The 26,278-nt window shown below is 67.7% G+C and carries 23 protein-coding genes; 6 read left to right on the forward strand and 17 right to left on the reverse strand.

Going from position 1 to position 26,278, the window contains the following annotated elements:
• Nucleotides 1–28: 28 nt before the first annotated feature.
• Nucleotides 29–679, reverse strand: a complete 651-nt coding sequence (locus tag ACFVWG_RS39925) for a response regulator (RefSeq protein WP_391548732.1) — start codon at nucleotides 677–679, stop codon at nucleotides 29–31.
• Nucleotides 676–1,785, reverse strand: a complete 1,110-nt coding sequence (locus tag ACFVWG_RS39930; protein WP_391548733.1) for a sensor histidine kinase — start codon at nucleotides 1,783–1,785, stop codon at nucleotides 676–678. Before ACFVWG_RS39930 ends, ACFVWG_RS39925 begins: the two co-directional genes overlap by 4 nt.
• Nucleotides 1,786–1,898: 113 nt before the next feature.
• On the opposite strand from ACFVWG_RS39930, the gene ACFVWG_RS39935 reads away from it, so the two are divergent.
• Complete coding sequence (locus ACFVWG_RS39935; RefSeq protein ID WP_391548734.1) at nucleotides 1,899–2,159, forward strand: PLD nuclease N-terminal domain-containing protein; 261 nt, start codon at nucleotides 1,899–1,901, stop codon at nucleotides 2,157–2,159.
• Between the two features lie 2 nt (nucleotides 2,160–2,161).
• Here ACFVWG_RS39935 and ACFVWG_RS39940 read toward each other — a convergent pair whose 3' ends face one another.
• The 3 genes from ACFVWG_RS39940 to ACFVWG_RS39950 all read right to left on the reverse strand — a co-directional run bounded on the left by ACFVWG_RS39940 (nucleotide 2,162) and on the right by ACFVWG_RS39950 (nucleotide 5,421).
• On the reverse strand, nucleotides 2,162–2,980 hold the full coding sequence (locus ACFVWG_RS39940) for a hypothetical protein (protein WP_391548735.1): 819 nt from the start codon (nucleotides 2,978–2,980) through the stop codon (nucleotides 2,162–2,164).
• Entirely contained in the window at nucleotides 2,977–3,492 is a 516-nt protein-coding gene (locus ACFVWG_RS39945) for an RNA polymerase sigma factor (RefSeq protein WP_391548736.1), read from the reverse strand. The genes ACFVWG_RS39940 and ACFVWG_RS39945 overlap by 4 nt, the downstream gene beginning before the upstream one ends.
• Nucleotides 3,493–3,561: 69 nt before the next feature.
• The gene (locus ACFVWG_RS39950; protein WP_391548737.1) at nucleotides 3,562–5,421 is read right to left on the reverse strand and encodes a bifunctional metallophosphatase/5'-nucleotidase; all 1,860 of its coding nucleotides are present in this window, start codon (nucleotides 5,419–5,421) and stop codon (nucleotides 3,562–3,564) included.
• Between the two features lie 197 nt (nucleotides 5,422–5,618).
• Here ACFVWG_RS39950 and ACFVWG_RS39955 point away from each other — a divergent pair, with 197 nt between their 5' ends.
• Nucleotides 5,619–6,392: a polysaccharide deacetylase family protein gene (locus tag ACFVWG_RS39955; protein ID WP_391548738.1), complete on the forward strand. Its 774-nt coding sequence runs from the start codon at nucleotides 5,619–5,621 to the stop codon at nucleotides 6,390–6,392.
• A 94-nt stretch (nucleotides 6,393–6,486) separates the two neighbouring features.
• On the opposite strand, the gene ACFVWG_RS39960 is transcribed toward ACFVWG_RS39955, so the two are convergent.
• Nucleotides 6,487–7,104 (reverse strand): hypothetical protein, encoded by a 618-nt coding sequence (locus tag ACFVWG_RS39960; RefSeq protein WP_391548739.1) that lies wholly within the window; start codon nucleotides 7,102–7,104, stop codon nucleotides 6,487–6,489.
• A 37-nt stretch (nucleotides 7,105–7,141) separates the two neighbouring features.
• Nucleotides 7,142–8,338 carry a homogentisate 1,2-dioxygenase gene (locus ACFVWG_RS39965; RefSeq protein ID WP_391548740.1) on the reverse strand — a complete coding sequence of 399 codons (1,197 nt, stop codon included), beginning with the start codon at nucleotides 8,336–8,338 and terminating at the stop codon, nucleotides 7,142–7,144.
• Between the two features lie 72 nt (nucleotides 8,339–8,410).
• Here ACFVWG_RS39965 and ACFVWG_RS39970 point away from each other — a divergent pair, with 72 nt between their 5' ends.
• Together ACFVWG_RS39970 and fahA are read left to right on the forward strand one after the other, a co-directional pair.
• Nucleotides 8,411–9,256, forward strand: a complete 846-nt coding sequence (locus tag ACFVWG_RS39970; protein ID WP_391548741.1) for a hypothetical protein — start codon at nucleotides 8,411–8,413, stop codon at nucleotides 9,254–9,256.
• Nucleotides 9,253–10,389 carry a fumarylacetoacetase gene (gene fahA, locus ACFVWG_RS39975; RefSeq protein WP_391548742.1) on the forward strand — a complete coding sequence of 379 codons (1,137 nt, stop codon included), beginning with the start codon at nucleotides 9,253–9,255 and terminating at the stop codon, nucleotides 10,387–10,389. The genes ACFVWG_RS39970 and fahA overlap by 4 nt, the downstream gene beginning before the upstream one ends.
• Here the strand turns inward: fahA and ACFVWG_RS39980 are convergent.
• The 3 genes from ACFVWG_RS39980 to ACFVWG_RS39990 are packed head-to-tail and all read right to left on the reverse strand — an operon-like array spanning nucleotide 10,382 to nucleotide 14,628.
• Complete coding sequence (locus tag ACFVWG_RS39980; protein ID WP_391548743.1) at nucleotides 10,382–11,665, reverse strand: lanthionine synthetase C family protein; 1,284 nt, start codon at nucleotides 11,663–11,665, stop codon at nucleotides 10,382–10,384. The genes fahA and ACFVWG_RS39980 overlap by 8 nt on opposite strands.
• Entirely contained in the window at nucleotides 11,662–14,436 is a 2,775-nt protein-coding gene (locus ACFVWG_RS39985) for a lantibiotic dehydratase (protein ID WP_391548744.1), read from the reverse strand. Before ACFVWG_RS39985 ends, ACFVWG_RS39980 begins: the two co-directional genes overlap by 4 nt.
• Nucleotides 14,437–14,454: 18 nt before the next feature.
• Entirely contained in the window at nucleotides 14,455–14,628 is a 174-nt protein-coding gene (locus tag ACFVWG_RS39990; protein WP_391548745.1) for a hypothetical protein, read from the reverse strand.
• A gap of 194 nt (nucleotides 14,629–14,822) precedes the next feature.
• Here ACFVWG_RS39990 and ACFVWG_RS39995 point away from each other — a divergent pair, with 194 nt between their 5' ends.
• Entirely contained in the window at nucleotides 14,823–18,575 is a 3,753-nt protein-coding gene (locus ACFVWG_RS39995; protein WP_391548746.1) for an endo-alpha-N-acetylgalactosaminidase family protein, read from the forward strand.
• Between the two features lie 73 nt (nucleotides 18,576–18,648).
• On the opposite strand, the gene ACFVWG_RS40000 is transcribed toward ACFVWG_RS39995, so the two are convergent.
• The 7 genes from ACFVWG_RS40000 to hppD all read right to left on the reverse strand — a co-directional run bounded on the left by ACFVWG_RS40000 (nucleotide 18,649) and on the right by hppD (nucleotide 25,163).
• Complete coding sequence (locus ACFVWG_RS40000; protein WP_391548747.1) at nucleotides 18,649–19,071, reverse strand: hypothetical protein; 423 nt, start codon at nucleotides 19,069–19,071, stop codon at nucleotides 18,649–18,651.
• Between the two features lie 152 nt (nucleotides 19,072–19,223).
• A complete protein-coding gene (locus ACFVWG_RS40005; protein WP_391548748.1) occupies nucleotides 19,224–20,462 on the reverse strand; it encodes an ATP-binding protein in 1,239 nt (412 codons plus the stop codon).
• Between the two features lies 1 nt (nucleotide 20,463).
• Nucleotides 20,464–21,162, reverse strand: coding sequence for a two-component system response regulator CseB (cseB, locus tag ACFVWG_RS40010; RefSeq protein WP_132409936.1), 699 nt, complete (start codon nucleotides 21,160–21,162; stop codon nucleotides 20,464–20,466).
• 6 nt (nucleotides 21,163–21,168) lie between these two features.
• Nucleotides 21,169–21,774, reverse strand: a complete 606-nt coding sequence (locus ACFVWG_RS40015; protein WP_391548749.1) for a hypothetical protein — start codon at nucleotides 21,772–21,774, stop codon at nucleotides 21,169–21,171.
• Between the two features lie 141 nt (nucleotides 21,775–21,915).
• Nucleotides 21,916–23,310 (reverse strand): FAD-binding oxidoreductase, encoded by a 1,395-nt coding sequence (locus ACFVWG_RS40020; protein ID WP_391548750.1) that lies wholly within the window; start codon nucleotides 23,308–23,310, stop codon nucleotides 21,916–21,918.
• Nucleotides 23,311–23,357: 47 nt separating this feature from the next.
• The gene (locus ACFVWG_RS40025; RefSeq protein ID WP_391548751.1) at nucleotides 23,358–23,813 is read right to left on the reverse strand and encodes a hypothetical protein; all 456 of its coding nucleotides are present in this window, start codon (nucleotides 23,811–23,813) and stop codon (nucleotides 23,358–23,360) included.
• Nucleotides 23,814–23,960: 147 nt separating this feature from the next.
• On the reverse strand, nucleotides 23,961–25,163 hold the full coding sequence (hppD, locus tag ACFVWG_RS40030; protein WP_391548752.1) for a 4-hydroxyphenylpyruvate dioxygenase: 1,203 nt from the start codon (nucleotides 25,161–25,163) through the stop codon (nucleotides 23,961–23,963).
• 88 nt (nucleotides 25,164–25,251) lie between these two features.
• On the opposite strand from hppD, the gene ACFVWG_RS40035 reads away from it, so the two are divergent.
• Nucleotides 25,252–25,791, forward strand: a complete 540-nt coding sequence (locus tag ACFVWG_RS40035) for an Lrp/AsnC family transcriptional regulator (protein ID WP_391548753.1) — start codon at nucleotides 25,252–25,254, stop codon at nucleotides 25,789–25,791.
• Nucleotides 25,792–26,278 lie beyond the last annotated feature (487 nt).

Genomic DNA, 26,278 nt, shown 5'->3' on the forward strand with positions numbered 1-26,278 from the left:
CAGGTGGGACCGCTGTCATCCCGAGGTCTTAGGCGAGACCGATGTCGTGCACCAGGAGGGCCAACTTCGTCCGATTGGACAGGCCGAGTTTCGCCATGATGTGGGTGATGTGGACCTTCACGGTCGACTCGCTGAGCTGGAGCTTGCCCGCGATCTCCGCGTTGCTCAGTCCCTCGGCGACCTCGATCGCCACCTCGCGCTCGCGCGGGGTGAGCTCCTGAAGCGGGTCGTCGCCGGCGTCGGCCGGGCCCGGTGCGGGGTGGGCGGTGTAGGAGCTGATCAGCCGCTTGGTGATCTTCGGCGAGAGCATCGAGTCGCCGCGGACCGCCTGCTCGACCGCCTCGACCAACGCCCGCGGCGCGATGTCCTTGAGCAGGAACCCGGTCGCCCCGGCCTGCAATGCTTCATACACGTACTCGTCCAGATCGAACGTGGTCAGTACGACGACCGGCGGCGGATCCGGCAGCGCGTTCACCCGCCGAGTCACCTCGATCCCGTTCACCTGCGGCATCTGAATATCGGTGAGTACGACGTCCGGGTGGTGCTGCTCGATCAGCTCGACGACGTTCGCACCATTGGTGTCCTCGGCAACCACTTCGGCGGTTCCGCCGGCCTGCAGGATCAGCCGGATCCCGTTGCGGACCAGCCCCTCGTCGTCGAGCAGGAGCACCTTGATCATTCCGCCGCCTTCACCGGGAGGTTTGCCTTCACCTTGAACACACCGTCATCCCACCCGGTCTGCAGTGTGCCACCCGCCAACGTGACCCGCTCCTGCATCCCCAACAGCCCATACCCGGACCCGGGAACCTCCGACGGCACGACAGCGCGCGGGTTGCTCACCTCGACGGCCAGATTCTTCTTGTCAGCCTTGATATTCACGGTCACCACGACACCCGGCGCGTGCTTGGTCGCATTCGTCAACGCCTCCTGCACCACCCGGTACGCCGCCCGCCCGGCCGCCGCCGAGACCTCGGGAATCGGGTCGGGCAGCTCGAGATTCACCTTTAGCCCGGTCGCCACCGCATCAGCGACCAGCACCGGTACGGCGTCCAGCGCGGGCGCGACGTGTCCCGGCTCACCGGGCAGCTCGTCCCGCAATACCTGGAGAATCTCGCGCAGCTCCGTGAGCGCCGCCGTACTGGTCTTGCGGATGACCTCCGCGACCTCTTCGGTCTGCTTGTCCGGAGCGGTCATCGTCAGCGCGCCGGACTGCAGCGCGATTGCACTGACCCGATGGGCTACCACGTCGTGCATCTCGCGCGCGATCCGCCGCCGCTCGGCGACGACCACGCGCTCCGAGCGCAGGTCCCGCTCGCGCTCGGCCTGCTCGGCGCGGTCCCTGAGTGCGACGAGCAGTGCGCGCCGCTGGTAGACCCAGAGCCCCAGGAGCGTCGGCACCAGAACGAAGAACACGATGTACCCGATGTCCGCACCGACCCCGGACTCACCCCGCTTGCCGGGCCAGAACACGATCACGGCGCTGCCGTAGACGAAGGAGACCGCGGTCTGCCAGTGCAAACCCTTGCGGCTGGCAACGGTGTACGCCGCGATCGTCACCTGCACGCTCGGCCACCACTGCGCGATCGGCGTGATCGCCATGAACAGCAGGGGGAACCGCCGCCGGACCAGCATTCCCACAAACGGCACCACGAGCAGCGGGAACGTGTACCAGTGATCCGCTCGGTTGTTCACGAGCTCCAGCGCCAGACCGCCCGCGACCGCCAACGCGAACAGGATGTCGAACGCCAGGATCCGGCGCTTCCCGTCCCACCAGGCCAATCGCATACCCCAAACCGTAGCGGCACCGACGAACGGGCCGGCATCTAACACCTTCGTACTACCGCGGTTTGAGCTACTCGACCGATGCCTCCAGCACCCGTTCCCGAGATGCTGGAGGCATGTTGACCCTCATCGCACACACCGCTTCGTCCACCGAGCCCGACCAGTTCTGGGCCTTCGTCGGCACCACGGGAGTCCTCGCCGTTGTCGCGGCGTACTTCCTGTTCGTGATCACCGCGTTCTTCAGCGCGCTGTTCTCGCCGGCCTCCGCCGGGATGAAGCTGGTCTGGATCATCTTCATCGTGATCGCGCCGTTCATCGGCAGCCTGCTCTGGTTCTTCGTCGGCAAGCGCAACGCCCACGAGCTGGCCTACCGCTGACCTCAGCCCTGCGGGTTCGGTCCGACGAACAGGATGACGTGATGATCCGACGCGGCCGCGCCATCGTGCACGAACCACGATGCCGGCACCGTGTCCGGAGCGTCGCTCCGCTCCCCGGACTGCACCCGGTACTCCGCCGTGAAGCCACGCTGCTCCAGAACCTTCAGGACGTCACCGACGGTCTGGTTGACGAACTTGACACCCGCCAGCGGCTCGCCGCGGCCGTCGACGGAGCCGACGGACGAGTACTCCTCACCCGGCTCGGCTGCGCGGCCGATCACCAGATCCACCTGCCCCTGGAGGTCGAGGGGGATCGTGAACTCCGGAACGCAAGGACGGGTTCGCTGCTCTTCACACCCTGCGGGGTACATGGTCGTGGTGATTCGTGCCGCGGCCGCACCGGAGGAGGCTCCCATGGCCACGTTGTCGCCGACGATGGACGGCGATGCCGGGACCAGTACCAGCTTGACGTCGAGGCCGTGCTCCTTGAACTCCTTGTTGAAGCGCTTGCTGTCCGCCAACGGGTCGACCACGCGGACCTTCATCACCTCTCCGTGGGGGGTGAAGGACAAGGCTTGCGGCCGGTCGTTGTCGCCCGGCACGTGGACCACGAAGACCGTGATCGCGGCTACCGCGGCTGCGGCGGCCAGCACCGGCACCAAGCGGCGTCGTACCGACCGGGCACTTTTGAGGGGGATCGGCGGCGTCTCGGCTGTGAGGTTGCGGAGAAGCTCGGCTCGGGTCTCGGGGGTGACCTGCTCGGCGGGGTCGTTGGCGGCGACTGGGTCGAGGGAGCGGAGGAGGTCCAGGGAATCGGTCATGACTTTGCTCCAGCCGGGGTGTTGTCCAGGAGGCGCTCGAGGCGGCGGCGGGCGCGGTGCAGGCGGACCATGGCGGCGTTCCGCGAGCAGTCCAGCGCTGCGGCGAGCTGCGTGGTGTCCAGACCTTCCCAGGCGACCAGGGAGAGGACTTCGCGATCGGTGTCCGACAGCTGCTTGAAGGCTTCGGCGGCCTCGAAGGCGGCCGGTTGCGGATCCGGTACGGCGGTTCGCAGGTCGCCGCGGAGGCGGTCAGCCAGACCGTGCCGGCGGGTCTCGCCGCGGCGGTGATTACTCAGCACACGGCGAGCGACGCCGTACAGCCAGGGCAGGATCTGCCTGTCCGGCACCTCGTCCAGCCGGCGCCAGGCAATCAGCAGCGTCTCCGCCACCAGATCGGCCGCGTCCGCGCGGATATCGAGCCGCCGGACGAAGTACCGCAGTACATCGTCGTGGTGGCAGGTGAATAGCTCTTCGAAACGGGCCAACCGGGCGTCTGGAGGGGACTCGGTCACGCGGGCGGCCTCCCTCGCCAGTAAGTGCGTCATACCCGGTAGATGTCCGGGTATGACGCGTACTTACAGCTAAGGGTTGATGACGATGGGGGCACCGTTGGAAACGAGGGCCCAGTCGCCGGTGTGGAAGGAGGCCGGGTCGACCTCGCCGGTGGCGGTGACGTAGTCGATCATCAACTGCCGGATCTCGACCTGGCGGTTGTAGACGACCGGCGCCTTGGAGACGTGCGGGAAGTTGCCGCCGCCGGACTGGCGGTAGTTGTTCACCGCGACCACGAACTGCTGGTCGTCGGTCACCGGAACACCGTCGTACGCGAGATCGAGGATCCGGGAACCGGTCGCCTTGGCGATGTCGATCTTGTAGGTGAGCGGCTTGGTCAGGCCGCCCATCACGTCGTAGTTGTAGTCCGGCGTCCCGGTCGGCGCGGTCGGCGTCGGTGCGTTGGTGACGTCGGCCGACGCGAACGGGCCGGGGCCGCTGACCTGCTTGTAGTACTGCGCGGAGAACTCCAGGTACGCCTTGACCTGGACGCCCGTCATCGTGACCGCGAGCAGCGTGTTGTCGAAGATGTAGAGCCCGGCCACGTCGCGCACCGAGACATCACCGGCCGGGATCGCGGCCGCCCGGTTGAACGGCGCGGCGATCGCGAGGACCGGCAGCGCGGCTTGCGGCGTACCGACAAGGGCCTTGGAGACCGCGTCTGCCTGGACGAAGTTGATGAAGTCGAGCGCAGCGGTGTCCTCCCAAGGCGCGGTCGCCGCGGACATCGCCGCCTTGCTGGTGCCGATCTTGGAGTTCACGTAGCCGACGACCTTGTCGTGGTCCTGCTGCAGGACGTCGACGACCTTCGGGTCGGCTGCGACCGTGTTCGCGTTCAGCACCTGGCTGTGCCGGCTGACGACCTTCCAGCACCCGCGGACCTGCTGCAGGTCGAGGTCGATCACGGACAGCCGCATCCCCCACTTGAGCGGCTCGGTCAGCACGACCTGCTCACCGGTGACCTTGTTCGTCACCAGCCGCTCGGGAATCTCCTGGTGCGCGTGCCCGACCAGTACGGCGTCGATACCGGGCACCGTCTCGGCCATCAGCACGGATGCGTTCTCCGGGACCGGCAGGGCATCGCCGTACGACGAGGAGAGGTCCATGCCGGAGTGCGCGGAGACGATCACGATGTCGGCGCCGGCCTTGCGAACCCGCGGTACCCAGAGCTTGGCGAGCTCGACGATCCCGCCGAACTTGATCTTGTTCTCGACGTTGGCCCTGTCCCAGATCGCGATGCCGGGGTTGGTCAGGCCGAGGATGCCGACCGTGATCGGCGCCCTGCCCGGCACGTGCACGCGCTTCAGCACGTACGGCGGGAAGACCGGCAGCCCCGTCGACCAGTCCTGCGCGTTCGCACCGAGCAGCGGGAACCGCAGCTGGCGCTGGAACCGGCGCAGGATGTCGAGGCCGTAGTTGAACTCGTGGTTGCCGAGCGCGGCGGCGTCGTACCCGATCTCGTTCATCGCGGCGGCCATCGGGTGGATGTGCCCGCCGGTGATGGGTTCGATCTTCGCGAAGTAGTACGCGAGCGGAGTGCCCTGGATGGTGTCGCCGGCGTCGACCAGCAGCGGTCGCGGCGCGTGCCGGTCCTCGGCCACGCGCTCGCGGAAGGCGGTGACGAGCGTGGAGATCTTCGCCAGGCCGATGTCGTTGTGCGCGGCATCGTCGTACTCGGCGTTCTTGAAGTAGTCCCAGTTGAAGACGTTGCCGTGCAGGTCCGTGGTGCCGAGCACGCTCAGCCGCACGGTCTTGTCATGGCCGCCACCGCCGCGCCCGGCGTACGCGGGTGCTGCTGTGAAACCGGCCGCAGCGAGCGCCGCCGCACCACCGATCGCCGTCCGCCTGCTCATCGTCGTCCGCCCGTTGTCGTTCATCAGCCGCCTCACGCGTCGTTGGGTAGTGGCAGTCGACACCTTACGTGTGACCCGATTCGGAATTGGCCCCATGCCTGTTAGAGGATGCAGCTCATGACCGTGCACATTCCGCGCCTCCGGCGCGGCGAGTCACGGGGCTACTCCCGCCCTTCCCTCGTCGTTCCAGTCGCTCCGCTCCCCATGCGCTCCAGACCAGGGCGGGAGGCTCCGTGACCGGGCCGCCCGGCAAGCTCCTGCCGTTGGTCGCCGCCTTGCTCTGCGGTGCCGTTCTCGCTCAGGCCGCCCAGCCTTCCGACTCACCGGTCAAGGCGTCGTCGCCTGCTGTCCAGACGGTGGCGCACGCTCCGCTGAGCGGCAACCCGATCCCGCACAAGCCGTCCGGGCCGGGGCCCAAGCATCAAGGGCCGAAGGCCAAGCCGGCCGTCGACGACTGGAACCTGACCAAGCACGGCAAGGTCCTCTACCTCACCTTCGACGACGGCCCGCACGCCGGCTGGACGCCGAAGGTGCTGCAGATCCTGCGCAAGTACAACGCGCACGCGACGTTCTTCGTGCTCGGCTCCGAGGCGGCCAAGCGGCCGGACCTGCTCGACGTGGAGCGCGCCGCCGGGCACCACATCGGCAACCACACCTGGGACCACCCGATGCTGACCAAGCTCCCGGCCGCCAAGATGCGCCAGGAGATCTTCTCCGGCGTGAAGTCGAAGTGCTTCCGGCCGCCGTTCCGCGACACGAACGCGGCCGTCGAGGCGACCGCCAAGGCCAACCACCAGCGTCAGGTCCTCTGGGACGTCGACACCAACGACTGGAAGAAGCCCGGCGCGGCCGCCATCGAGCACGCCATCCTGATCGGCGCCCGCCCCGGCGCCATCATCCTGATGCACGACGGCGGCGGCAACCGCGCCGAAACCGTCGCCGCCCTCGACCGCGCCCTCACCAAACTCCAGCGCCAGGGCTACACCTTCCACTCCCTCCCCTGCTGACCACCTAGCGTCCGAAGGATCGCAGTACGTGGTCGGCGTGTTTTCGGACGTTGTCGCGATTGCCAGTGGCGGCGCGGGGCGCGGGCGATCGGGGTCAGTGCTGTACGGCGGCTGAGCCCTTGGAGTAGTGCTGGAGAGCCTGGTCGATGACGTGGACCGGTTGGTCGAGGGCTTTGACCAGGAACATGCCGATGGGGTGCAGGAGGGGGCTGGGCTTGACGACGGCCCGTACGGCGGGTTGGTCCAGGCCGCGTACTCCGGCGGTGGTGGCGCCTACTCCGGGGGCAATGACGAGCTCGAGCATGTACTGACCGAAGAGCTTCTTCTGACGGAAGCCGGTGACGGTCCCCCAGGGAAGCATGACCGGGTAGCCAGCGCCGTCGCAGGCTAGTTCGAGGCCGCGCTCGGTCATCCGCATCGCGACGTCCTGGAGCGGGAAGGCGGCGTACCAGCGTTGCCGTTCGGAGTCGAGGCGGAGGGCGAGGACGGTACTGACGACGAGCGGCAGCATGGCCACGATCAGCAGTACGGCGAACGGCCAGAGTCCCGAGTAGCGCATCGTGATCAGCACGTAGAGCGCCCCAAGGATGCCGATGGCACCGATCACCAGCGTCGCCCAAGCCCCCCGGCGCAACACCGTGCTGACCACCTCACGCCGCCGCATCACCGCCTGCCGATCGACCCCGACGACGAACCCCGCCTCCTCGCTCATCCGGTAAGAATCCCATCCCACCGGCCCACCCCCGACATCAGGGCTGAAGGCGGCGGCCGGCCCAGGTCCAGGCGTAGACGCCGTCGTCGACCGACTGGCCGCCTTCGCCGAGTTCGAGGGGGCGGAAGGTGTCGACCATGACGGCGAGTTCCTCGAAGCGCTCCGCGCCCAGGGACGCCTCGATCGAGGAGGGTTGCGGGCCGTGGGCGTAGCCGCCGGGGTGCAGGGAGATCGAGCCGAGGCCGATGCCGGATCCCTTGCGCGCCTCGTAGTCGCCGCCGCAGTAGAACATCACCTCGTCGGAGTCGACGTTCGAGTGGTAGTACGGCACCGGCACGGAGAGCGGGTGGTAGTCGACCTTGCGCGGGACGAAGTTGCAGATGACGAAGTTGTAGCCCTCGAACACCTGGTGCACGGGTGGCGGCTGGTGGATCCGGCCGGTGATCGGCTCGTAGTCGCTCACGTTGAACGTGTACGGATAGAGGCAGCCGTCCCAGCCGACCACGTCGAACGGATGCGTCGCGTACGTCATCCGGCTGCCGACGATCCCGCTCGGGCCGTTCCCGCGGTGCTTCACCAGCACCTCGACGTCCGTCCCCTCGACCGTGAACGCCTCGGTCGGCCCATGCAGGTCCCGCTCACAGTACGGCGAGTGCTCCAGGAACTGCCCGTACCGCGACAGGTACCGCTTGGGCGGGGCGATGTGTGAGTTCGCCTCGATGCAGTACGCGAAGACGCCGTCCGGACCGGGCAGCCAGCGGTGCGTGGTCGCCCGCGGAATGATCACGTAGTCGCCTTCAACAGCGCTCAGTACGCCGAAGACCGTCTCAACGGTGGCCGAGCCCTTCTCGATGTACACGCACTCGTCGCCGATCGCGTTCCGGTAGTACGGCGAGGGCTGCTCGGCCACGACGTACGAAATCCGTACGTCGCCGTTCCCGAGCACCAACCGCCGATGCTCAACCACGTTCGTCGCGGACGTGTCCGTGAACAGGTCATGGAGTTTCAGGTGCCGCGGCGTGAGCGGGTGGTTCGGGACGGTGGCGAGATCGGGCAGCTCCCAGATCTGGGAGTCGACGATCGCCGACGGGACCCCGGCGTGGTAGAGCAGCGACGAGTCCGACGAGAACCCCTCCTCGCCCATCAGCTCCTCGTAGTACAACCCGCCGTCGGCGTTCCGGAACTGCGTGTGCCGTTTGGGCGGGATCTGCCCGATCTGCCGGTAGAACGTCATTCTTCAGACTCCCGAGTACGATAATCGAACGCATGCGTCCGCTTACCGAAAGCATCCGTTAGGCTCGGAGCCATGTCAACCGTCCCTGCCCTGTACCGGCACCTGGTCGACGACGCGGCGATGTTCCCCCCGGGCAACCTGCCGCTGACCGAGGCCGTCACTGCTCACCGCGCGCACCGCGCCGCGCCGTACGCCGATCTCGTGGGCACCTTTATCTGTACCGACGAGGACCTGCCGAAGATCGCCGAGGCGGCCGGCGACGGGCCGCTGCGCATCTCGGTCGTGATCACCGGCGGTGCCGGCGGGATCGAGCCCGCCGTCCGCTGGGCCGAACGCTCCCCCGGCCTCGAACTGGCCGGCGTCGAGGTGCGGCTGCGCGACGAAGGCGACCTCGCCCGGAACGCGCTGCGCGTCGTACGGGCCGCTGAGGACTGCCTCGACGACCAGGCCGTGTACGTCGAGACCGGGCTGGATGGCGCTTGGGAGCACGCGCTCGGCGCGATCGCCGACGCCGGGTACGCCGCCAAGCTGCGGACCGGCGGCCTGGACGCTCATCTGTTCCCGTCGGCGGACCAGGTCGCGACGTTCATCACGCGCTGCCTGGACGTCGAGGTGCCGTTCAAGTGCACGGCCGGCCTGCACAACGCGATCCGGCACACCGACCCGGCGACCGGCTTCGAGCACCACGGTTTCCTCAACGTCCTGCTCGCCACCCGCGCCTCACTCGACGGCGCCTCGCACGACGAGCTCGTGCAACTCCTGAGCTGGGACGACACTCTGGAGCTCGCCGAACGGGTTCGCGAACTGACCGAGGACCGAGCCGCGAGCACCCGGCGCTGGTTCACCTCCTTCGGCTCCTGCAGCATCTCCGAGCCGCTTCACGACCTGACTGCACTGAACCTGATGGAGGAGCTGTGAGCGTTTTCGGCCCGGACAACCTGCCGCTGGGAGTCTTCCGGCACGGGGACGAGGAGCCGCGGATCGGTGCGGCGCTCGGTGATCAGGTCATCGACCTCACCCCACTCGGGCTCTCGGACACCTTCGCCGAGCCCACGCTGAACGCGTTCCTCGCGCTCGGCCGACCGGCCTGGACGTCTCTGCGTGCACAGTTGCTGGACCTCGTGCAGACAGGCGCCGTCGAGCCGCACCTGATCCCGCAGTCCGCGGTCACGATGCTGCTGCCGTTCGAGGTCGCCGACTACGTCGACTTCTACGCCTCCGAACACCACGCGACCAATGTCGGCCGGCTCTTCCGTCCCGATGCCGAACCGCTGCTGCCCAACTGGAAGCACCTTCCCGTCGGCTACCACGGCCGCGCCGGCACAGTAGTTGCCAGTGGCACCGATATCGTCCGGCCGTCCGGTCAGCGCAAGGCTCCGGACGCGGCAGCACCGACGTACGGGCCGTCTTTGCGTCTCGACATCGAGGTCGAGCTCGGGTACGTCGTCGGTACGCCGTCCGCGCTCGGCAGCCGGATCTCCGTCGACGACTTCAAGGAGCACGTGTACGGCGTGGTGCTGCTGAACGACTGGTCGGCTCGCGACATCCAGGCCTGGGAGTACGTGCCGCTCGGGCCGTTCCTCGGCAAGTCCTTCGCCACCTCGATCTCGCCGTGGGTGGTATCCCTGGACGCCCTCGAGTCCGCGGAAGTTGCCCTAGGCACCCAAGAGCCGGCCGTCCTGCCCTACCTGGCCGGCAAGCAGTTGACCAACCTCGACATCACCTTCGAGGTCTACTGGAACGGCGAGCTGGTCAGCCGGCCGCCGTACCGGGAGATGTACTGGTCGCCCGCGCAGATGCTCGCTCACCTGTCGGTGAACGGCGCCGAAGTCCGTACCGGCGATCTATTTGCCTCCGGCACCGTCTCAGGAGAGGCCAAGGACCAGCGCGGTTCGTTCCTGGAGTTGTGTTGGGGCGGTCGCGAGCCGATCACCGTGAAGGGTGAGCAGCGCACCTTCCTCGAGGACGGCGACGAGGTCACCATCACCGCCCACGCCGGCACCATCGCCCTCGGCGAGGTCACCGGAAGGATCACCCCGGCGGTCAGCTGAGCAGGAGGGCCGAGTCCCAGCCGGTCCGCGGCGGACTGAGGTAGGCAGCGAGGGCGAGGGCGATACCGGCCGCGCCCTCCATCAGGCCGGGCAGGTCGAGCGAGAGGTTCGCGATCGGCTGGTGATAGCGATAGCCGAACGGCAGCGCCGGATCGAACCGCTCGACCAGGTCGGCAGCGATCTCGTCGGCGACCTGCCCGAAGGCCTCTCCGGGATGTGCGCGGTCGAAGAGCGTGCACAGGTAGAGCATTCCGGCCCAGCCATGGCAGAGTGCGTCGTCGGTGATCCCCCACTGCGCGCGCGGCCGACTCAGCAAGGAGCGGAACGCATCCAGTCCAGCAGCTGACCAGTCCGGCCGATTGAAGGCAGTCGCCGCGAACTCGAGGGCACGCGCGATCGCCGGTGCGCCGTAGCACCAGGATGCACGGGCGGGCTGTGGAGCAGCGGCCGCGTCCCGATCGGCGTAGTACGCCAGCGGCAGATACGCGGTCCAATAGTGGCCCCAGGCATCTTTCTCTCGCCACTCCAGGAGCCAATCCGCCATAGCTGCAACGGCTTCTGCCTGCCCGTCGACCCGAATGCCTGCCATCCAAGCCAGCGACAGCAGCCCCAGCGGGCCCGGTGTGCCGTGCGCGAGGCCGAAGTTCACTTGACCTTGGGCGAATTCCGGTCCGACGACAGTCTTCGTGGTCCCGTCGAACCACCACCCCGGAACCTGGATGCCTTCGACAACGACCGGTTCCCGCAACGAGACCAGACTGGTCAGCACTTCGCGGAGTACGTCGTACTGCTCGCGAGCCAGCAGGTATCGACCGACCCCGCTCAGACCGCTCACCACATCGACGACACCTGCGCAGGTCGGTACGCCGGCCTGTCGCGTCGCAGCCTGGACGCTGACGAGCCATCGTGCATGCTCGATCATCCGTCCGTCGAGGCGCTCCAGCATGCCCGCGTAGTCCCCTGGTTCCCGCGCCGCCAGGCGGGTCGCGGTTGCCAGCGCACCGAGCCCTTCGAGTGGACCTTCGACGGAACTCCCCCGCGTCGCGGCCACCGTCCGCTGCAGGTAGTCATGGGCGACCTCGCGCTCGCCGAGCTCGGAGAACAGCACCGCCAGCGCGCCGGGACCTCGCGAGAGCGTGGATGGATCCCAGGGCGGACAGCGGAGCTCGGCGATGTCGATCACCGCACCGTTGGCCGTCGTCGCCGTGATCACCGCCTCCGGATCACGCAGGCGATCGGCTAGTTCGGCGACGATCGCGGCCGTGGCGTTCTTCATCGGCCGTGCCTCCTTCGGTCGAGCTGACGACGCAGCGCCACCCGGAGCAGACCGTACGCACGGTTCTCGGCGGAGCGGTCCATCCCGAGCAGACGGTTCGAGTGGAGGTGCAGGACACTCATCACGGCCTGCTTGTTCTGCTCAACAGCCGCACCGTACACACGAGCAGCGGCCGTTCGTTGCTGCCAGCAATCGAGCGTCTGAAACTCCTTGTGGAGTTGAAGAAACTCCGTCCGACCGGCTACCGGTACGGCGTTGGACAGGTCGATCGGATAGGTGTCGACGAACCACTGTTCGAGGTCGCCGAGGCCGCTCAGCAGGTCGAGCTGGTTCAGTGCGGTCAGCGACTCGATCGGCATCTGGAGTTGCCCGCGGGCTCGCTGCTGCAACTGGTCGACGACCGCTCGGCTGTCGGCACAGAACAAGTCCTCGGCTGCGGTCAGAACCTCGGGACCGCCGTACCGGACCGTCTCGGGCTCGTACTCGTCCAGGACCATCGTGCGGATCAGGCCGGCGCCGGCCGCCTCCCGGGCCCAGTCGTGCAGGATGGCCACATCACCCTGGTGGAAGCGCAGGCGCAGGTGGGCGTCGGGGTCGGCGTACCGAAGGAAGAACCAGCGGTCGACGTTCATCCGCTCGACGAGCCGGCTGACCGGTCCGGCCAGGAAGGCGTCCTGGAGGTCGGCCATCAGGTAGACCTTGGCGTAGAGCCATTCCCCACCCGGCAGATGCCTGATCCGCGGCGCGGTCGCAGTCGCCCAGGACGGGTTCGGCGCAACGGCTTCCTGGTCGGCGGTCGAGACGATCGGAACCACGAGTTCGTTGGCATGACCGCCGGTGATACCGAGCCCAGCGCCGTACTGTGCGGGCGTCTCGCTGACCACTGTCGACGGCTCCTTGCGGAGCTGGTCGCGAAACAACCTCCGGTGCAACGGAACGCGCAGATCGAGATCCAGGTGATGGTCGATGACCGTGACCCGGACGACGTCCGGCACCTGCCACCGATCCCGCCAGCGGTCGAGCGCCGCATCCCACTCGATGGTGGTTTCAGCCAGCGCGGGATCCGCGCGCCACAAGGCCGGGGCCAAGATCGTGCGACCTGTGCGGACCCTGGGCAGCCGCGGGAGGACCGCCAGCCGGCCCCACTGCCACGGCGTCCAGAAACGGCGGCCGGCCAGTCCGACCGCGGCCAGGAAGCGGGCCGCGTTGGGCGCCGCCGTGACGACATTGATCATGTTCGGGCGGATGACCGACAGCTCGCGACCGAGTTTCGTCGACAACAGATACAGCCGCTCGCCGGTCGTGCCGACCGCAACGTCACGGACGTCGATCACCGCCGGATCATCGGGATCGGCGAAGGTACCGACGGCGAGCACGTGCGGCAGCAGCCGGGGCTCGCGCAGCACGTTCCCGAAGCGCGGCTCGAACGGCTGGAACTGCAGCTGCACGGGCAGTGGGTTCGCCGGCCCCGCGAGCAGCTCGCTCAGCTCGCCCTCGAGCCCGAGCATGGTCGCGAACCGGCCGAGCATCGCGCCCGCGGCGATCGAACCACTAGTTGCCGAGAGCAAGAAGTCGCCCCGGTCCACCGCCGCGGCCGAGTCGGCGAACAGCTGGGCGCACAGATCGAGCGAGTCCGGCGGCCGGTCGTCTGACGTCCCGGCCAGCTGATCGATCAGCGCCTCGTCGAGGACCAGTTCGCCCTGGTTGTCGCCGAGCGCGGCCGCGAGGATCTGGTCGCGCAGCTCCGCATGGGTGGCCGCAGGCGCGGCCCGGCCGGATCGCTCACCGAAGGGGACGCGGTAGTCCGCAGGCGGACCGAGGCCCAGGTGCGGGTCGAGCAGCTCAAGCACCGGGACCACGCGGTCGGTGCCGTAGCGATCAAGGAACTCCAGGTGGTACGCCGCAAGGTCGGGCAGGCCGTCTCCCGGAGGGGACAGCCGCCACAGCACCTCGGCGGCCCGTGCCGCTTCGTCGGCGACATCCTGAGGCAGTTGCAGGTCCACATCCATGCGGAGGTCGACCTGCGCTGTTCCCGTCGCCGCCTTCGGCGCGTGCTCGGGGAGCAGGATCTCGCGGTCAAGGAGCTGGCGAAGGATCTGATCAGCATGGTCGGGCGTCGCCTCCGGATGCGCCACCAGGAGCTGGTCGCGAAGGACGCCGTACTCGATCGGACGGCGGGCCGCGGCGCGGATCAGGCGGACGGCCGGAGAGTTGGCGATCGACAGTTGGCGCCCAGGGCGTTCGTCGGTGAACTTGCGCAGGTAGTGCAGGACGACCCGGTCGCCGCGGACCTCGACGAGATTGTTCGCCACCACGCGCTCAGGAAGCTCGGTACGCCGTCCGTCGTACAGCCAGCCGGAGTCCGGGTGCACCACCCTGGTGTGGTCGGCGCCGATCCGGACCTTCGCCGACGCACCGAATCGCACGGGCGCCACGCCGGCCATGAGCCCGAAGGGGGTCGGCCGACCCGTCATCCGCAAGAGGTACCGCGTCGAGGCGAGGACGGCTCGCTCCAACTTGCCCCGGTCACAGACTCCCGGCCTGACTGCGAGCAGCTTGCCCACCGCCGCGGCCAGCGAAGGGCTGGAGAGCTCGATCGCCTCGCGGAGCGTCTCATCGGCGTACAGACCGGCGAGATAGTCACAGAGCTCGGTGTCGGTGGCTGTGGCCGGGTCGGGAGCGTTCTGCGTAGGTGCTGCGGCGGCAGCTGGTGCACCTGCCAACCGCAGCACCGCGAACGCGCCGGGCCGGAACCTGTCCGTCGGCGGCACGTCGTCAGTCGACGATCGTCAGCAGCAGGGAACGCAGGCGGCGATACCGACCGCGTAGGTGTTCCTGGTGCCCGGTGTCAGGCCGCTCTTCTCATCCACCTCACGCGCATCGCCCGGCCGGGCGGGCCGGATCAGAGTCGGGTCGGAGGCGGGAACGACGTCGATGTCCAGCTCGAATGCGGTGGGGCTCATGATGGTGACCCTTCGCTCGGGAACACGTAGCCGGTCGGCTACGTATCGCGACAGCTAAACACCGACCCGGGAAGCTTTCAACCGTTGCGCAGGTAGACAACGGCAATTTTCTTTCCGGGACCCCTGCGGTCCAGAATGTTCATAACTGTTCGTTTCTCTTGACTAGTTAGCGCTTACGTGCGAACTTCTTGCGCATGAAACGTTCAGTGGGGTGTGGAGTGCTGGTGTCAGCGCTCGTCGCCGGAGTCCTGGCTGCGCCGGCCGGCGCGCAGGCTGCGGGCGACCTGACGCTGCGGTCGCGGGAGTTGACGGTCACCGTGGGAGCCGAGTTCCCCCGGGTGATCAAGTACGTCGAGAACGCGTCCGGCCAGGCTCTCGCTGGGCGGGCCGAGGCGTTGTCAGCCGTCACGATCGACGGGGTTGCGCGGACGGCACACCTGGCCGATCCGCCCACGGTCAGTGGCGGCAAGGCGTCGTACAAGCTGCTCTTCGACGCGCTCCCCGGGGTTGAACTCGACGCGAGTCTGAGCCTGGCCGGTCGGATCACGACGTTCCGTATCGACGATGTTCGGGATACCGAGACGAGCCGGGTGCACACGATCGACATCCCGGACCACGATCTGGTGTCGGTCGCCAGCACGGACGCCGGGGCGACGACCGCCTTCACCACGCTGGACCCGGACTCGACGCGGACCGCGGACAAGATCACGCCGGTCACCGGTACGACGCCTGCCGATGCCGCGGCCGTCGGCGCGACGTACGCGTTCGTGAACACCAGCAGGCTGGCGGCGGGGATCGAGTCGAACTCGACCTACGACAAGCCGTCCGGTCAGTCCGTCGACGACGGCGCCCGGTTCTGGCACCGCGCCCGCAAGTTGACCGACGGGAGCACCCAGGTCGGCGTGTGGAGTGGGCAATGGACCTACCGCGCGGACACTTCGCCGTACCCGGAACCGTTGCCGTGGGCAAAGGTCGTGGTGACGCCGGACGCGAACCAGGACAAGACGGTCGACTGGCAGGACGGCGCGCTCGCGTTCCGCTCGATCATGACCGAGCCGCAGGGCGGCGACCAGGTCAAGGACCGCGTCATCACGCACATCCCGTTCAACTTCGCCAGCCAGGCGACGCATCCGTTCCTGCGCACGCTCGACGACGTCAAGCGGATCTCGCTGGCGACCGACGGGCTCGGGCAGATGGCGATCCTGAAGGGGTACGGCTCCGAGGGGCATGACTCCGCGCACCCGGACTACGGCGGCAACTACAACATCCGCGCGGGTGGGCTCGCCGATCTGAACACGCTGCTCAAGCAGGGCAAGAGCTGGAACGCCGGCTTCGGCGTCCACGTGAACGCGACCGAGTCCTACCCCGAGGCGAACGCCTTCAGCGAGGACCTGGTCGACAAGAGCGCCAAGGGCTGGAACTGGCTGAACCAGAGCTACTACATCAAGCAGCGCCCTGACCTTGCCTCGGGCAACATCGTCAAGCGGTTCCAGCAACTGCGCGACGAGACCGACAAGAACCTCCAAGAGCTCTACATCGACGTCTACTACCAGTCCGGCTGGCTGGCCGACGGTCTGACCCGGCAGCTCGGGACGCAGGGCTGGCAGATCGCCACCGAGTGGGCCGACCGGCACGAGCGCACCTCGCTCTGGCCGCACTGGGCGAACGACCTCGACTACGGCGGCCCGACCAACAAGGGCCTGAACTCGCAGATCATCCGGTTCGTCCGCAACCACGAGAAGGACGTCTGGAACAACGACCCGATCCTGGGCCAGGCGAGCCTGGTCGAGTTCGAGGGCTGGACCGGCGAGGTCGACTGGAACAAGTTCTACGCCAACATCTGGCGGCAGAACCTGCCGGCCAAGTTCCTTCAGCAGCAGAAGATCACCGACTGGAACGCCGGCGAGATCAGCTTCACCGGCGGCGTCCGCGGTGCGGTCGTCGACGGCAAGCGCACCCTGTCCGTCGGGAACGCGAAGGTGCTCGACGGCGACAAGTACCTGCTGCCGTGGGACGGGAACAAGAAGCTCTACCACTACAACCCGACCGGCGGCAGCACGACCTGGCAGATCCCGTCCGCGCTGTCGTGGGCCCCGAAGTTCGGCGTCTACAAGCTGACCGACACCGGTCGCGTCCAGGTCGGCACAGTCCCGGTACGGCGGGGCGCCGTCACCCTGAACGCGGTCGCGGGCCAGCCGTACGTGCTCTACCCGATCGCGGCGCCTCAGCCCAAGCCGGCGGAGTGGGGTGCCGGGACGCATCTGCAGGACCCCGGATTCAACGGCGGAAACCTCAAGGCGTGGAGCGCCACGGGCGGCGCGATGATCGACACGCTGGCCAACGGGCAGCACGTTGCCTCGCTCGGTACCCGCTCTTCCTCGCTGCAGCAGCGGATCACCGGGCTGACTCGCGGCAAGACCTACAGCGCCTCTGCCTGGGTCGAGGTCGAGCCGGGGAAGTCGCGCCCGACCACGATTTCGGTGGACGGTGTCCGGAACACGGTGGTGCGGTCGACGGCCAAGAACCAGGTGGCCTCCGACGACAAGCAAGGCGCGTACTACCAGCGGGATCGCGTGGTGTTCACCGCGAAGGGTTCGACTGCCTCGTTGAGTATCGGTGCGGCGGCCGGAGCGGCCAAGGTGCGGATCGACGACGTACGGGTGGTTGAGACGACTCGGCCGGCCGCTGGTCTGGTGGACGACTTCGAGAACGTCGACCAGGGCTGGGGACCGTTCGTGAAGGGTGACGCCGGTGGCGTGACCGATCCGCGAACCGTGCTCGCGCGCAAGCATGCGCCGTACACGCAGGCAGGCTGGAACGGGAAGCTGGTGGACGACGTACTGGATGGTGAGTGGTCGCTCAAATCCCATGAGGAGAACGAGGGACTGGTCTACCGGACCACCCCGGCGACGGTGAACTTCCAGCCGGGGCACAAGTACAAGGTCAGCTTCGACTACGAGAGTGGCCGGGCCGGGCAGTACGCCTGGGTGCATGGAGTGGATCGACCGGAGTCGGTGGAGATTGGGGCCACGCCGATTGGTGAGCAGCGGACCAAGGCGACGTTCGACCAGGAGTTCGTGGCCGGGTGCGGCGGCGACAACTGGGTCGGGCTGCGCAAGCTGACCGACGGCGGCGACCAGACCGACTTCGTCATGGACAACTTCGCAATCACCGATCTCGGCGCCAGCTCCGAACCGGCCGACTGCACGTCGGTCGCGATCACCGGGACGAGCGGCTTGGTCTCGGGTGAGGCGAACACGATCACGACAGCGTTCACCAACAACGATGTCGTTGCCGTGGACAACATCACGCTCGGCCTGACCGGCCCGACGGGATGGACCATCACCGCGACCTCACCGGCGACGTACACCTCCGTTGCTGCTGGCGCGACGGTGAAGACGACCTGGGACGTCACTCCGCCGGCTGGTACTGCCGAAGGAAAGTACGGGCTGACGGCAACGGGCGGTCAGGCAGTAGCAACTGCCGAGGCCAGCGTGTTGCCGCCGGGGATCGTGCCGCAGTCCCGGATCAAGGTCGCCGACGTGGACAGCGAGGACGTCGCCACCGGTGGTGCGGCGACGGCCGCGCTGGACGGGAATCCCAGCACCCTCTGGCATTCCGCGTGGTCCGAGGTGAGTACGCCGGCCGGGTTCCCGCATCACATGACGCTCGACCTCGGATCGACGTACCAGGTAAACGGTCTCAGCTACCTCCCCCGGCAGTCTGGGACCAACGGGATGTTCAAGGGCTACGAGGTCTATGTCAGCACTGACGGCCAGACCTGGGGTTCACCGGTCGCAACCGGCCAGTTCCCCAACTCCACCGCGGTCCAGCGCGTCGACTTCCCCGCAGTCGCAGGCCGCTACGTGAAGTTCGTCGGCACAAGCTCCCTCAACGGAGCCGTCTTCGGCTCAGCCGCCGAACTAAACATCTACGGCACTCGCTGATCGAACACAACAAGCGGCGCCCGGCACTCCCCCGAGGGGAGCCGGGCGCCGCTGGTTCGGTACGGGCGTCAGATCACTTGGTGATGGTGACGGAGACCGGGGCGCTGGCGGTGTTCGCGGAGACGACGCGGAACTTGTTGACGCCGGTGCGGCCACTCTGGACCCAGACCGAGTAGGTGCTCTTCGCGGTGACCTTGGTGGTGGCCGGGAAGTTGACCCACTTGTTGTTCTCGAAGCGCTGGACCTGGACGACCGTGTTCTTGGCGATCCCGGTGGTCTTGCCGCTGAACGAAACCTTGGCCCACGCCTTCGCGGTGGCCTTGTCCGACTTGATCGTCACCGTCTTGGCGACGGCCGGCTGGGTCGCGGCGGCCGGGTGCGGCGCGGTGGCGGCGTTGGCCTGCAGGGCGCCGGCGACACCGAAGCCGGTGGCGGCGAGAGCGAGGCCCGCGACGGTGGCGGCGGTACGACGGACGAACTGCGAACGGTTACGCATGATGTTTGTTTTCCCCTCGTTGGCGCGGGCTCGTCGTGAACCCGTCACATAGGAGACGCCCTGACCCGGCAAGAGGTTGTGTTGCAGTTCCGTCTCAGCCAAAACCCTTGCCCTGCTGGAGAACCAGTGCAGTAACAGGTACTACGACGACCTCAGTCGGTCTCGAGTGCCGGGAGGGTCAGACGGGCCAGGGCGCCGCCAGTGGGGGCGGTGCCGAAGGTGAGTTCGGCGCCGAGGACCTTGGCGTGGCCGGCGGCGATGGTGAGGCCGAGGCCGTGGCCGACGCCGCGCTCGGCCATCCCGGACCGGAACCGGCGGGGGCCCTCGGCAATCAACTCCTCGGGATAACCGTTGCCGTGGTCAACGACCTCGACGACGCGACCGGTGACCGTGACCTCGATCGGCGGGCGGCCGTGGCGCAGGCCGTTGACGATCAGGTTGGCCAGGATGCGCTCGATCCGGCGGGAGTCGGTCGAGACGGTCTCGTCCTTGCCGTTCAACTCGACCACCACGCTGTCGGGCGCGAGCGACTGCTGCATCCGCAGCCGGCCGACCGCGGAACCGACGAAGGCTCCGAGCCCGACGAGCTCCAGATCGGCCTGCTCGACACCGGAGTCGAAGCGGGCGATCTCCAGCAGGTCCTCGACCAAGCGGCGCAACACCTTGGCGCGATCGCGGACCAGCTCACTCGGCCGCCCGGGTGGGAGCAGCTCGGCGGCGGTGGTCAGCCCGGTGACCGGCGTACGGAGATCGTGGGCGACGTCGGCGGTGAAGCGGCGCTCCGCCTCCAGCTGACCGCGCAGCGAGCTGGCCATCGTGTCCAGCGCCGCGGCCAGCGAAGCCACCTCGTCCTTGCCCTTGCCGACCGCTTCCTTCGCCGACGCGTCCAGATCACCAGCGGCGATCCGCCGCGCGGTCCCGGCGACGGCGACGATCCGCTTGGACAGGCCGCCGGCCAGGATCACGCTGACCAGCGCGACCAGACCGACGGTCCCCAGACCACCGAGGATGAGGGCGCGCTGCAGCGCCCGCATCGACTCGTCGGTGGTCTCGTAGTCCTGCTCGATCGAGAGGATCTTGCCGTCCTTGACGGTGACCGCGGCCCACATCTTCGCGTTCGGCGAACCCGTCTTGAAGGTGGCCCGCTTGCCCTCGAGCACCGCCGACCGCAACTGCGGCGGCAGATCCGGATCGTCCAGCTTCGACCCGAACACCGGGATCGTGGTCTGGTCGTAGCTCTGCGCCGCGAGCTGCACCCGCTCGTCGGCGAAACTCCGCGTCCGGTCCAGGCGCGCCGACTGGGCCTGCGTGTAGACCGCAACACACAGGACCAGAATGGCGAGCGCCGAGACCAGCAGGAAGATGAGCCCGAGTTTTCCTCTCAGGCCCATGTCACGCTCGGAGCTTGTATCCGAATCCGCGAACCGTTTCGATGCGGTCGGCACCGATCTTGGTCCTCAGACGCTGCAGGTGGACGTCGACGAGGCGGCCGTCGCCACCCCATTCGTAGTCCCAGACCCGCTGCAGCAGCGTGGACCGGCTGAGCACCACACCCGGGTTGTTCGCGAACTCGATCAGCAGCTTCAACTCGGTCGGCGTCAGCTGCACGGTCGCACCACTGCGCCGCACCTCCAAGGCCTCGCGATCCAGCTCCAGGTCGCCGAACGACTCCACCCCGGAGCCGGCCGCCGGAGCCGGGCGCTCCGGGTCGGAGACCGCACGCCGCAGCACGGCCCGCAGTCTTGCCACCAGGACCTGGGTGTCGAACGGCTTGGTGACGTAGTCGTCGGCACCCGCCTCGAGCCCGAGGACGACGTCCAGCGCGTCACCGCGCGCGGACACCATCACGATCGGGACCGTGCTCGTCTCCCGGATCCGGCGGCACACCGAGATCCCGTCCAGCCCGGGCAGCATGATGTCCAGCATCACCACATCGGGATGGATCTTCTCGAATCGCTCGATCGCCTCCAGGCCGTCCTCGGCCGTGGTGACGTCGTAGCCGTGCCGCTCGAGGGTCAACTGTGTCGCCTCACGGATCACCGCGTCGTCCTCGACCATGAGAATGCGCGCTGCCGGTTCTTCCGGTACCACCGAACTTCAGTCTCCCTTTTGGTCCGTCGAGCTCACCCTGGTCATCTGCCGACCGTCCCAACGGTAGACCTCCACCTTGCGCCCGGAGGGGCAGCAGGGCTTGTCGTCGGGCTCGAACTTCTCGGATTCGACCACCAGGTCACCCTGGGGACTAGCGTTGATCGTCGGCTGGTCCACCTTCAGGCTCCAGATCCGCCGCGGGCCGGCCGGTTCGAGCGCGATCAGGAACACGCCGAACACGAACTTTTCCAGGGCATGGATGTAGACGACCTGCTGAGGAACACCGCTGTGCATAACATCAACGGTCGGACCCTGGCTGAGGCAACGCGAAATCACCGTGCAATTCGTGAGAATCGCCCGCGCGTTCGGATCGAGACCCTTGTCGACCAGCAAATTTGTCCTGACCTGAGTCAGGGAGACGGTCGACGCGGGTCCGGATCGGACCCCGGGCGTGACAGTCGGAGCGGTGGTCGGCGTGGGCGCGGTGGCGGAACTGGAATCGGCCGGCTCGGCGCCCTCGACGCGCAGGCCACTGCCGTTCCCGCAGCCGGCGAGCACGCTCAGTGCCGCCACGGCCGCGAGGGCAGGGGCCAGTAGGCGCTGCATACGCATAGGGCGCCTCCTACCCTGCCTCATCGATGGTTCCCCCGGAGATTCAGACAACTACCTTCCATAGTGCTCGGCCGACGTCACATTGGACGGCCATGGACATCGAATGGCCCCGGCAGTTCCGTTGCGGTTGGGTCACAGCAGTCAGCCCGCCACGACTTTGCCGGGATTCAGCAGATTTCCCGGGTCCAGGGCGGTCTTGATCGCGCGGTGCACGTCGATCGCGACCGGGCCGATCTCCTCAGCCAGCCAGGCCCGTTTCAGGACGCCGACCCCGTGCTCACCGGTGATCGTGCCACCAAGCTCAAGGCCCACCTCCATGATTCGGTCGAACGCAAGCTGGGCCCGCTCGGCCTGACCGGGGTCGGTCGGGTCGAAGACCACCGTCGGGTGCATGTTGCCGTCACCAGCATGCCCGAGGACACCGACAGTAATGTCGAGCTCGGTCGCCAGCGCCTCCACAGCACCGATGAAATCGGCCAGCCGGGACCGCGGGACGCAGACGTCGTCGATCATCGTCGTACCGAGCTGATCCAAAGCCACCAGCGCGGCCCGGCGGGCCTCCAGCAGCAGCTCGCCCTCGGCCGGGTCGTCCGCCTCGATGCACTCGATCGCACCGTTGTCGCGGCACAGCTTGGCCACCGCGGCGACATCGGCCGCGCCCGCCTCACCGCCGGCATCGGACTGGGCGATCAGCATGGCCGCGGCCTCGGTCGGCAGGTCCATCCGCTTGTACGAGTTCACGGCGGCGATCGTCGTACGGTCCATGATCTCGAGCAGGCTCAGCGAGACGCCGCTGCGGATGATCTCGACGATCGCTTCACCGGCCGCGACGCCGGAGCCGAACAGCGCCGCCATCGTCCGCGGGCGCGCAGCCTCCGGACGCAGCGCCAGGGTCGCCTCGGTAATGATGCCGAGTGTGCCTTCGCTGCCGACGATCAGCTTGGCCAGGTCATAGCCGGCGACGCCCTTGACGGTCTTCCGGCCGGTCCGCAGGATCCGGCCGTCGGCCAGCACGACCTCGAGACCGAGCACGTAGTCCGTGGTCACGCCGTACTTGACGCAACACAGGCCACCGGAGTTCGTCGAGAGATTGCCGCCGATCGAGCAGAACTCCCAGCTGGACGGATCCGGCGGGTAGAACAGGCCTTGCTCGGCCACGGCACGAGACAGTACGGCGTTGTAGACGCCGGGCTGCGTGACGACGTACCGGTCGACGGGCTCGATCTCGAGGATCTTGTCCATCTTCTCCAGCGAGATCACGATGCAGCCCTCGAGCGCGTTCGCCGCGCCCGACAACCCCGACCGTGCTCCCTGGGGAACGATCGGCACACCGGCCGCGGCAGCGACCCGGACCGCGATCTGAACATGTGCGGTCTCCCGCGCCAGTACGACGGCAGCGGGCATCCCGGCCGGGCAGAACATGGCCCGGTCGTACCGGTAACTCTCCATCCGGTCCGGATCGGTCACCAGCGCCTCGGGCGGCAACAGCCGCCGAAGTTCCTCGCCCACTCCACCGATACTGCGAGCCTCACCCATAATGGGAGCCTAGTTGCCGGGCCGCCGTTTGGCGCTGGTTGCCGGTGTCAGCGGATGTACTTGGTGTAGTTCTTGCCGAGCTCCGAATAGCCGGAACCGAAGTTCTGGTACTCGGCGCCGTAGGCCCGGAAGCTGGCACCGTTGTTGCCCCGCACCTTCGGTGTCCGGCAGGTGCGCTGGCCACGGGTGACCTCGTCGTTGCCGCCGGAGCTGTTGCAGTTCCACGTCCGGCCGCCGCTCTGGACCAGGAAGGCGTTGGCCTTCGCATTGGCCGGCAACGGTGAGTCCATCCTGACCTCGGCCCAGAAGCGCCCGCAGCTGTCCTTGAAGACGAAGATCTTGCCCCAGCTGGGCGGCTGATTGCCGCGCAGCATCGGTGCGTCGTCCTGGCTCACGACCGAGCAGTTGGCCGCCTCGGCGGCCTGGGCCGGCGCGGCGACGAGCGCGATGGCGCCCACCCCGGCAAGGCCCGCAGTGCTGAGCAGAATGCCCAGAGTCCTCATGATGAAACCCTTCCTGAGCACACGCCCCGACGCGCACTCAGGAACGCACATTACGCGAACAACCCCTGCCTTGACAGTCATTCCGGTAATCGGACGGCGACACGCCGTACGTCGCGTGTCGCCGTGACCTGTTGCCACCGGCAAGCGTTAGAGGTTGCCGCGACGCTCCTGCTCGCGCTCGATCGCCTCGAACAGGGCCTTGAAGTTGCCCTTGCCGAAGCCCAGCGAGCCGTGCCGCTCGATCAGTTCGTAGAACACCGTCGGCCGGTCGCCGAGCGGCTTCATGAAGATCTGCAGCAGGTAGCCGTCCTCGTCGCGGTCGACCAGGATCTTGCGCGCCTGCAGCTCCTCGATCGGCGCCCGCACGTGGCCGATCCGCTCCCGCAGCTCCGGGTCCTCGTAGTAGGAGTCCGGGGTGTTCAGGAACTCGACACCGTTGGCCCGCATGATGTCCACGGTGCGCAGGATGTCGTTGGTGGCCAGGGCGATGTGCTGCGCGCCGGCGCCGTCGTAGAACTCCAGGAACTCGTCGATCTGCGACTTCTTCTTCGCGATCGCCGGCTCGTTCAGCGGGAACTTGACCCGGTGGTTGCCGTTGGCCACCACCTTGCTCATCAGCGCCGAGTAGTCGGTGGCGATGTCGTCGCCGACGAACTCCGCCATGTTCACGAAGCCCATCACCTTGTTGTAGAACGTCACCCACTCGTCCATCAGGCCGAGCTCGACGTTGCCGACCACGTGGTCGATGGCCTGGAACAGCCGCTTCGGGTGGCCTTCCGGCCGCTGCACCTGGGTCTCGGCCGCGACGAACCCCGGCAGGTAGGGGCCGTTGTACTTGCTGCGGTCGATCAGCGTGTGCCGCGTGTCGCCGTACGCCGCGATGGCGGCCCGGCGGATGGTGCCGTGCTCGTCAGTGATGTCGTTCGGCTCTTCGAGCACGGTCGCACCCTGCTCGCGGGCGTGCTTGATGCACTTGTCCACGTCCGGCACCTCGAGCGCGATGTCGGAGACGCCGTCGCCGTGCTTGCGGTGGTGGTCGTTGAGCGGGCTGTCCGGGGTGACGCCGCCGGTGATGACGAAGCGCCCCGAGCCGGCCTTGAGGACGAAGGCCTTGTGGTCCTTGGTGCCGTGCTCCGGACCGGTGTACGCGACCAGGTCCATCCCGAAGGCGAGCTGGTAGTACTTCGCGGTCTGGGTGGCGTTGCCGACCACGAACACCACGGCGTCCAGCGCGGTCACCGGGAACGGGTCGGTGCTCTCGTCGTACGGCACCAGGCCGACGAGCTGCTTGAGCTGGTCGAGGTCGAGATCGGCGTCGAGCTCTGCGGGGGTGAGGTCGGTGCTGGTCATCGGTGGGCTCCTCCAGGATCGGATCAGTAGGGTGAGCCTGGTTGGAGGCATGCAGGTTGCGCAACAGTTTGTTCTTTCACTGGGCAAGGTGTCTACTCTTGGTGGCACTCCACTGGACTATCTGGTCAGTCTGACCATTGCGGGAGGCGACATGTCGGTCGATGCGCTGGACGCCCAGATCCTCGAGCTGTTCGCGGCCGAGCCACGGGTCGGCGTACTGGAGGCGTCGCGCCGGCTCGGCGTCGCCCGCGGCACCGTCCAGGCCCGGCTGGACCGCCTGCACCGCGAAGGCGTCGTCCGCGGCTGGGGCCCCGACATCGACACCACCGCCATCGGCTACCCCGTCACCGCCTTCGCCACCCTCCAGATCGAACAAGGCTCCGGCCACACCACGGTCGCCGCTGCTCTGGCTCGCATCCCCGAGGTCCTCGAAGTGCACACCATCACCGGCGCCGAAGACCTCTGGTGCCGCATCGTCGCCCGCTCCAACGCCGACCTCCAACGCGTCATCGACCAGGTAGTCATCGTCCGAGGCATCCAACGAGCCTCCACCGTGATCGCCCTGGCCGAACAAATCCCCCACCGAGTCCTCCCCCTCGTCAACGCCGCCACCCTCCCCACCCCCTGACCCCATCGCCCATTTCCCTGGCTAGCCACGCAAATCAGGGGTTCCGCACCCTGATTAACGGTGCTGAACCCCCGGTTTCCCTGGCTAGCCACGCAAATCAGGGGTTCCGCACCCTGATTAACGGTGCTGAACCCCCAATATCAGTGCCTACCCAGCCAAATCCCGTACGGCGACCATCACCGTGCCGTCGCCATACCCCACCGCCCACTCGCGCCGCCGAGCCCCGTACGCCGCTCGCCGAGCCCCGTACGCCGCTCGCCGAGCGCATCCGCCGCCCGGTTCCCGCCGTACCCCACGCCGCCGCCCGGCGCCCGCCGTACCCTCCCCCGGCAATTTGAACGGATATCCCCTGAATGTGGCCCTTCTCCCCTCGAAATTTCAGGGGAGAAGGGGGGCGGAATCCATCGGTGGAAGCAACGGGTTCATGCTGCTGCCGGGTTGGCGAGCAGGTCGGCCAGCGCTTGGGCTGGGGTTTTCAGTTGGAGTG

The organism is Kribbella sp. NPDC058245 (assembly GCF_042882005.1).
GTDB lineage: Bacteria > Actinomycetota > Actinomycetes > Propionibacteriales > Kribbellaceae > Kribbella.

Bases quoted from the DNA above. Each gene is read 5' to 3' on its own strand.
- ACFVWG_RS39925 (WP_391548732.1), bottom strand. From the start codon at position 679: ATGATCAAGGTGCTCCTGCTCGACGACGAGGGGCTGGTCCGCAACGGG.
- ACFVWG_RS39930 (WP_391548733.1), bottom strand. From the start codon at position 1,785: ATGCGATTGGCCTGGTGGGACGGGAAGCGCCGGATCCTGGCGTTCGAC.
- ACFVWG_RS39935 (WP_391548734.1), top strand. From the start codon at position 1,899: ATGTTGACCCTCATCGCACACACCGCTTCGTCCACCGAGCCCGACCAG.
- ACFVWG_RS39940 (WP_391548735.1), bottom strand. From the start codon at position 2,980: ATGACCGATTCCCTGGACCTCCTCCGCTCCCTCGACCCAGTCGCCGCC.
- ACFVWG_RS39960 (WP_391548739.1), bottom strand. From the start codon at position 7,104: ATGAGCGAGGAGGCGGGGTTCGTCGTCGGGGTCGATCGGCAGGCGGTG.
- ACFVWG_RS39965 (WP_391548740.1), bottom strand. From the start codon at position 8,338: ATGACGTTCTACCGGCAGATCGGGCAGATCCCGCCCAAACGGCACACG.
- ACFVWG_RS39970 (WP_391548741.1), top strand. From the start codon at position 8,411: ATGTCAACCGTCCCTGCCCTGTACCGGCACCTGGTCGACGACGCGGCG.
- ACFVWG_RS39980 (WP_391548743.1), bottom strand. From the start codon at position 11,665: ATGAAGAACGCCACGGCCGCGATCGTCGCCGAACTAGCCGATCGCCTG.
- ACFVWG_RS39990 (WP_391548745.1), bottom strand. From the start codon at position 14,628: ATGAGCCCCACCGCATTCGAGCTGGACATCGACGTCGTTCCCGCCTCC.
- ACFVWG_RS39995 (WP_391548746.1), top strand. From the start codon at position 14,823: ATGAAACGTTCAGTGGGGTGTGGAGTGCTGGTGTCAGCGCTCGTCGCC.
- ACFVWG_RS40000 (WP_391548747.1), bottom strand. From the start codon at position 19,071: ATGCGTAACCGTTCGCAGTTCGTCCGTCGTACCGCCGCCACCGTCGCG.
- ACFVWG_RS40005 (WP_391548748.1), bottom strand. From the start codon at position 20,462: ATGGGCCTGAGAGGAAAACTCGGGCTCATCTTCCTGCTGGTCTCGGCG.
- ACFVWG_RS40015 (WP_391548749.1), bottom strand. From the start codon at position 21,774: ATGCGTATGCAGCGCCTACTGGCCCCTGCCCTCGCGGCCGTGGCGGCA.
- ACFVWG_RS40020 (WP_391548750.1), bottom strand. From the start codon at position 23,310: ATGGGTGAGGCTCGCAGTATCGGTGGAGTGGGCGAGGAACTTCGGCGG.
- ACFVWG_RS40025 (WP_391548751.1), bottom strand. From the start codon at position 23,813: ATGAGGACTCTGGGCATTCTGCTCAGCACTGCGGGCCTTGCCGGGGTG.
- hppD (WP_391548752.1), bottom strand. From the start codon at position 25,163: ATGACCAGCACCGACCTCACCCCCGCAGAGCTCGACGCCGATCTCGAC.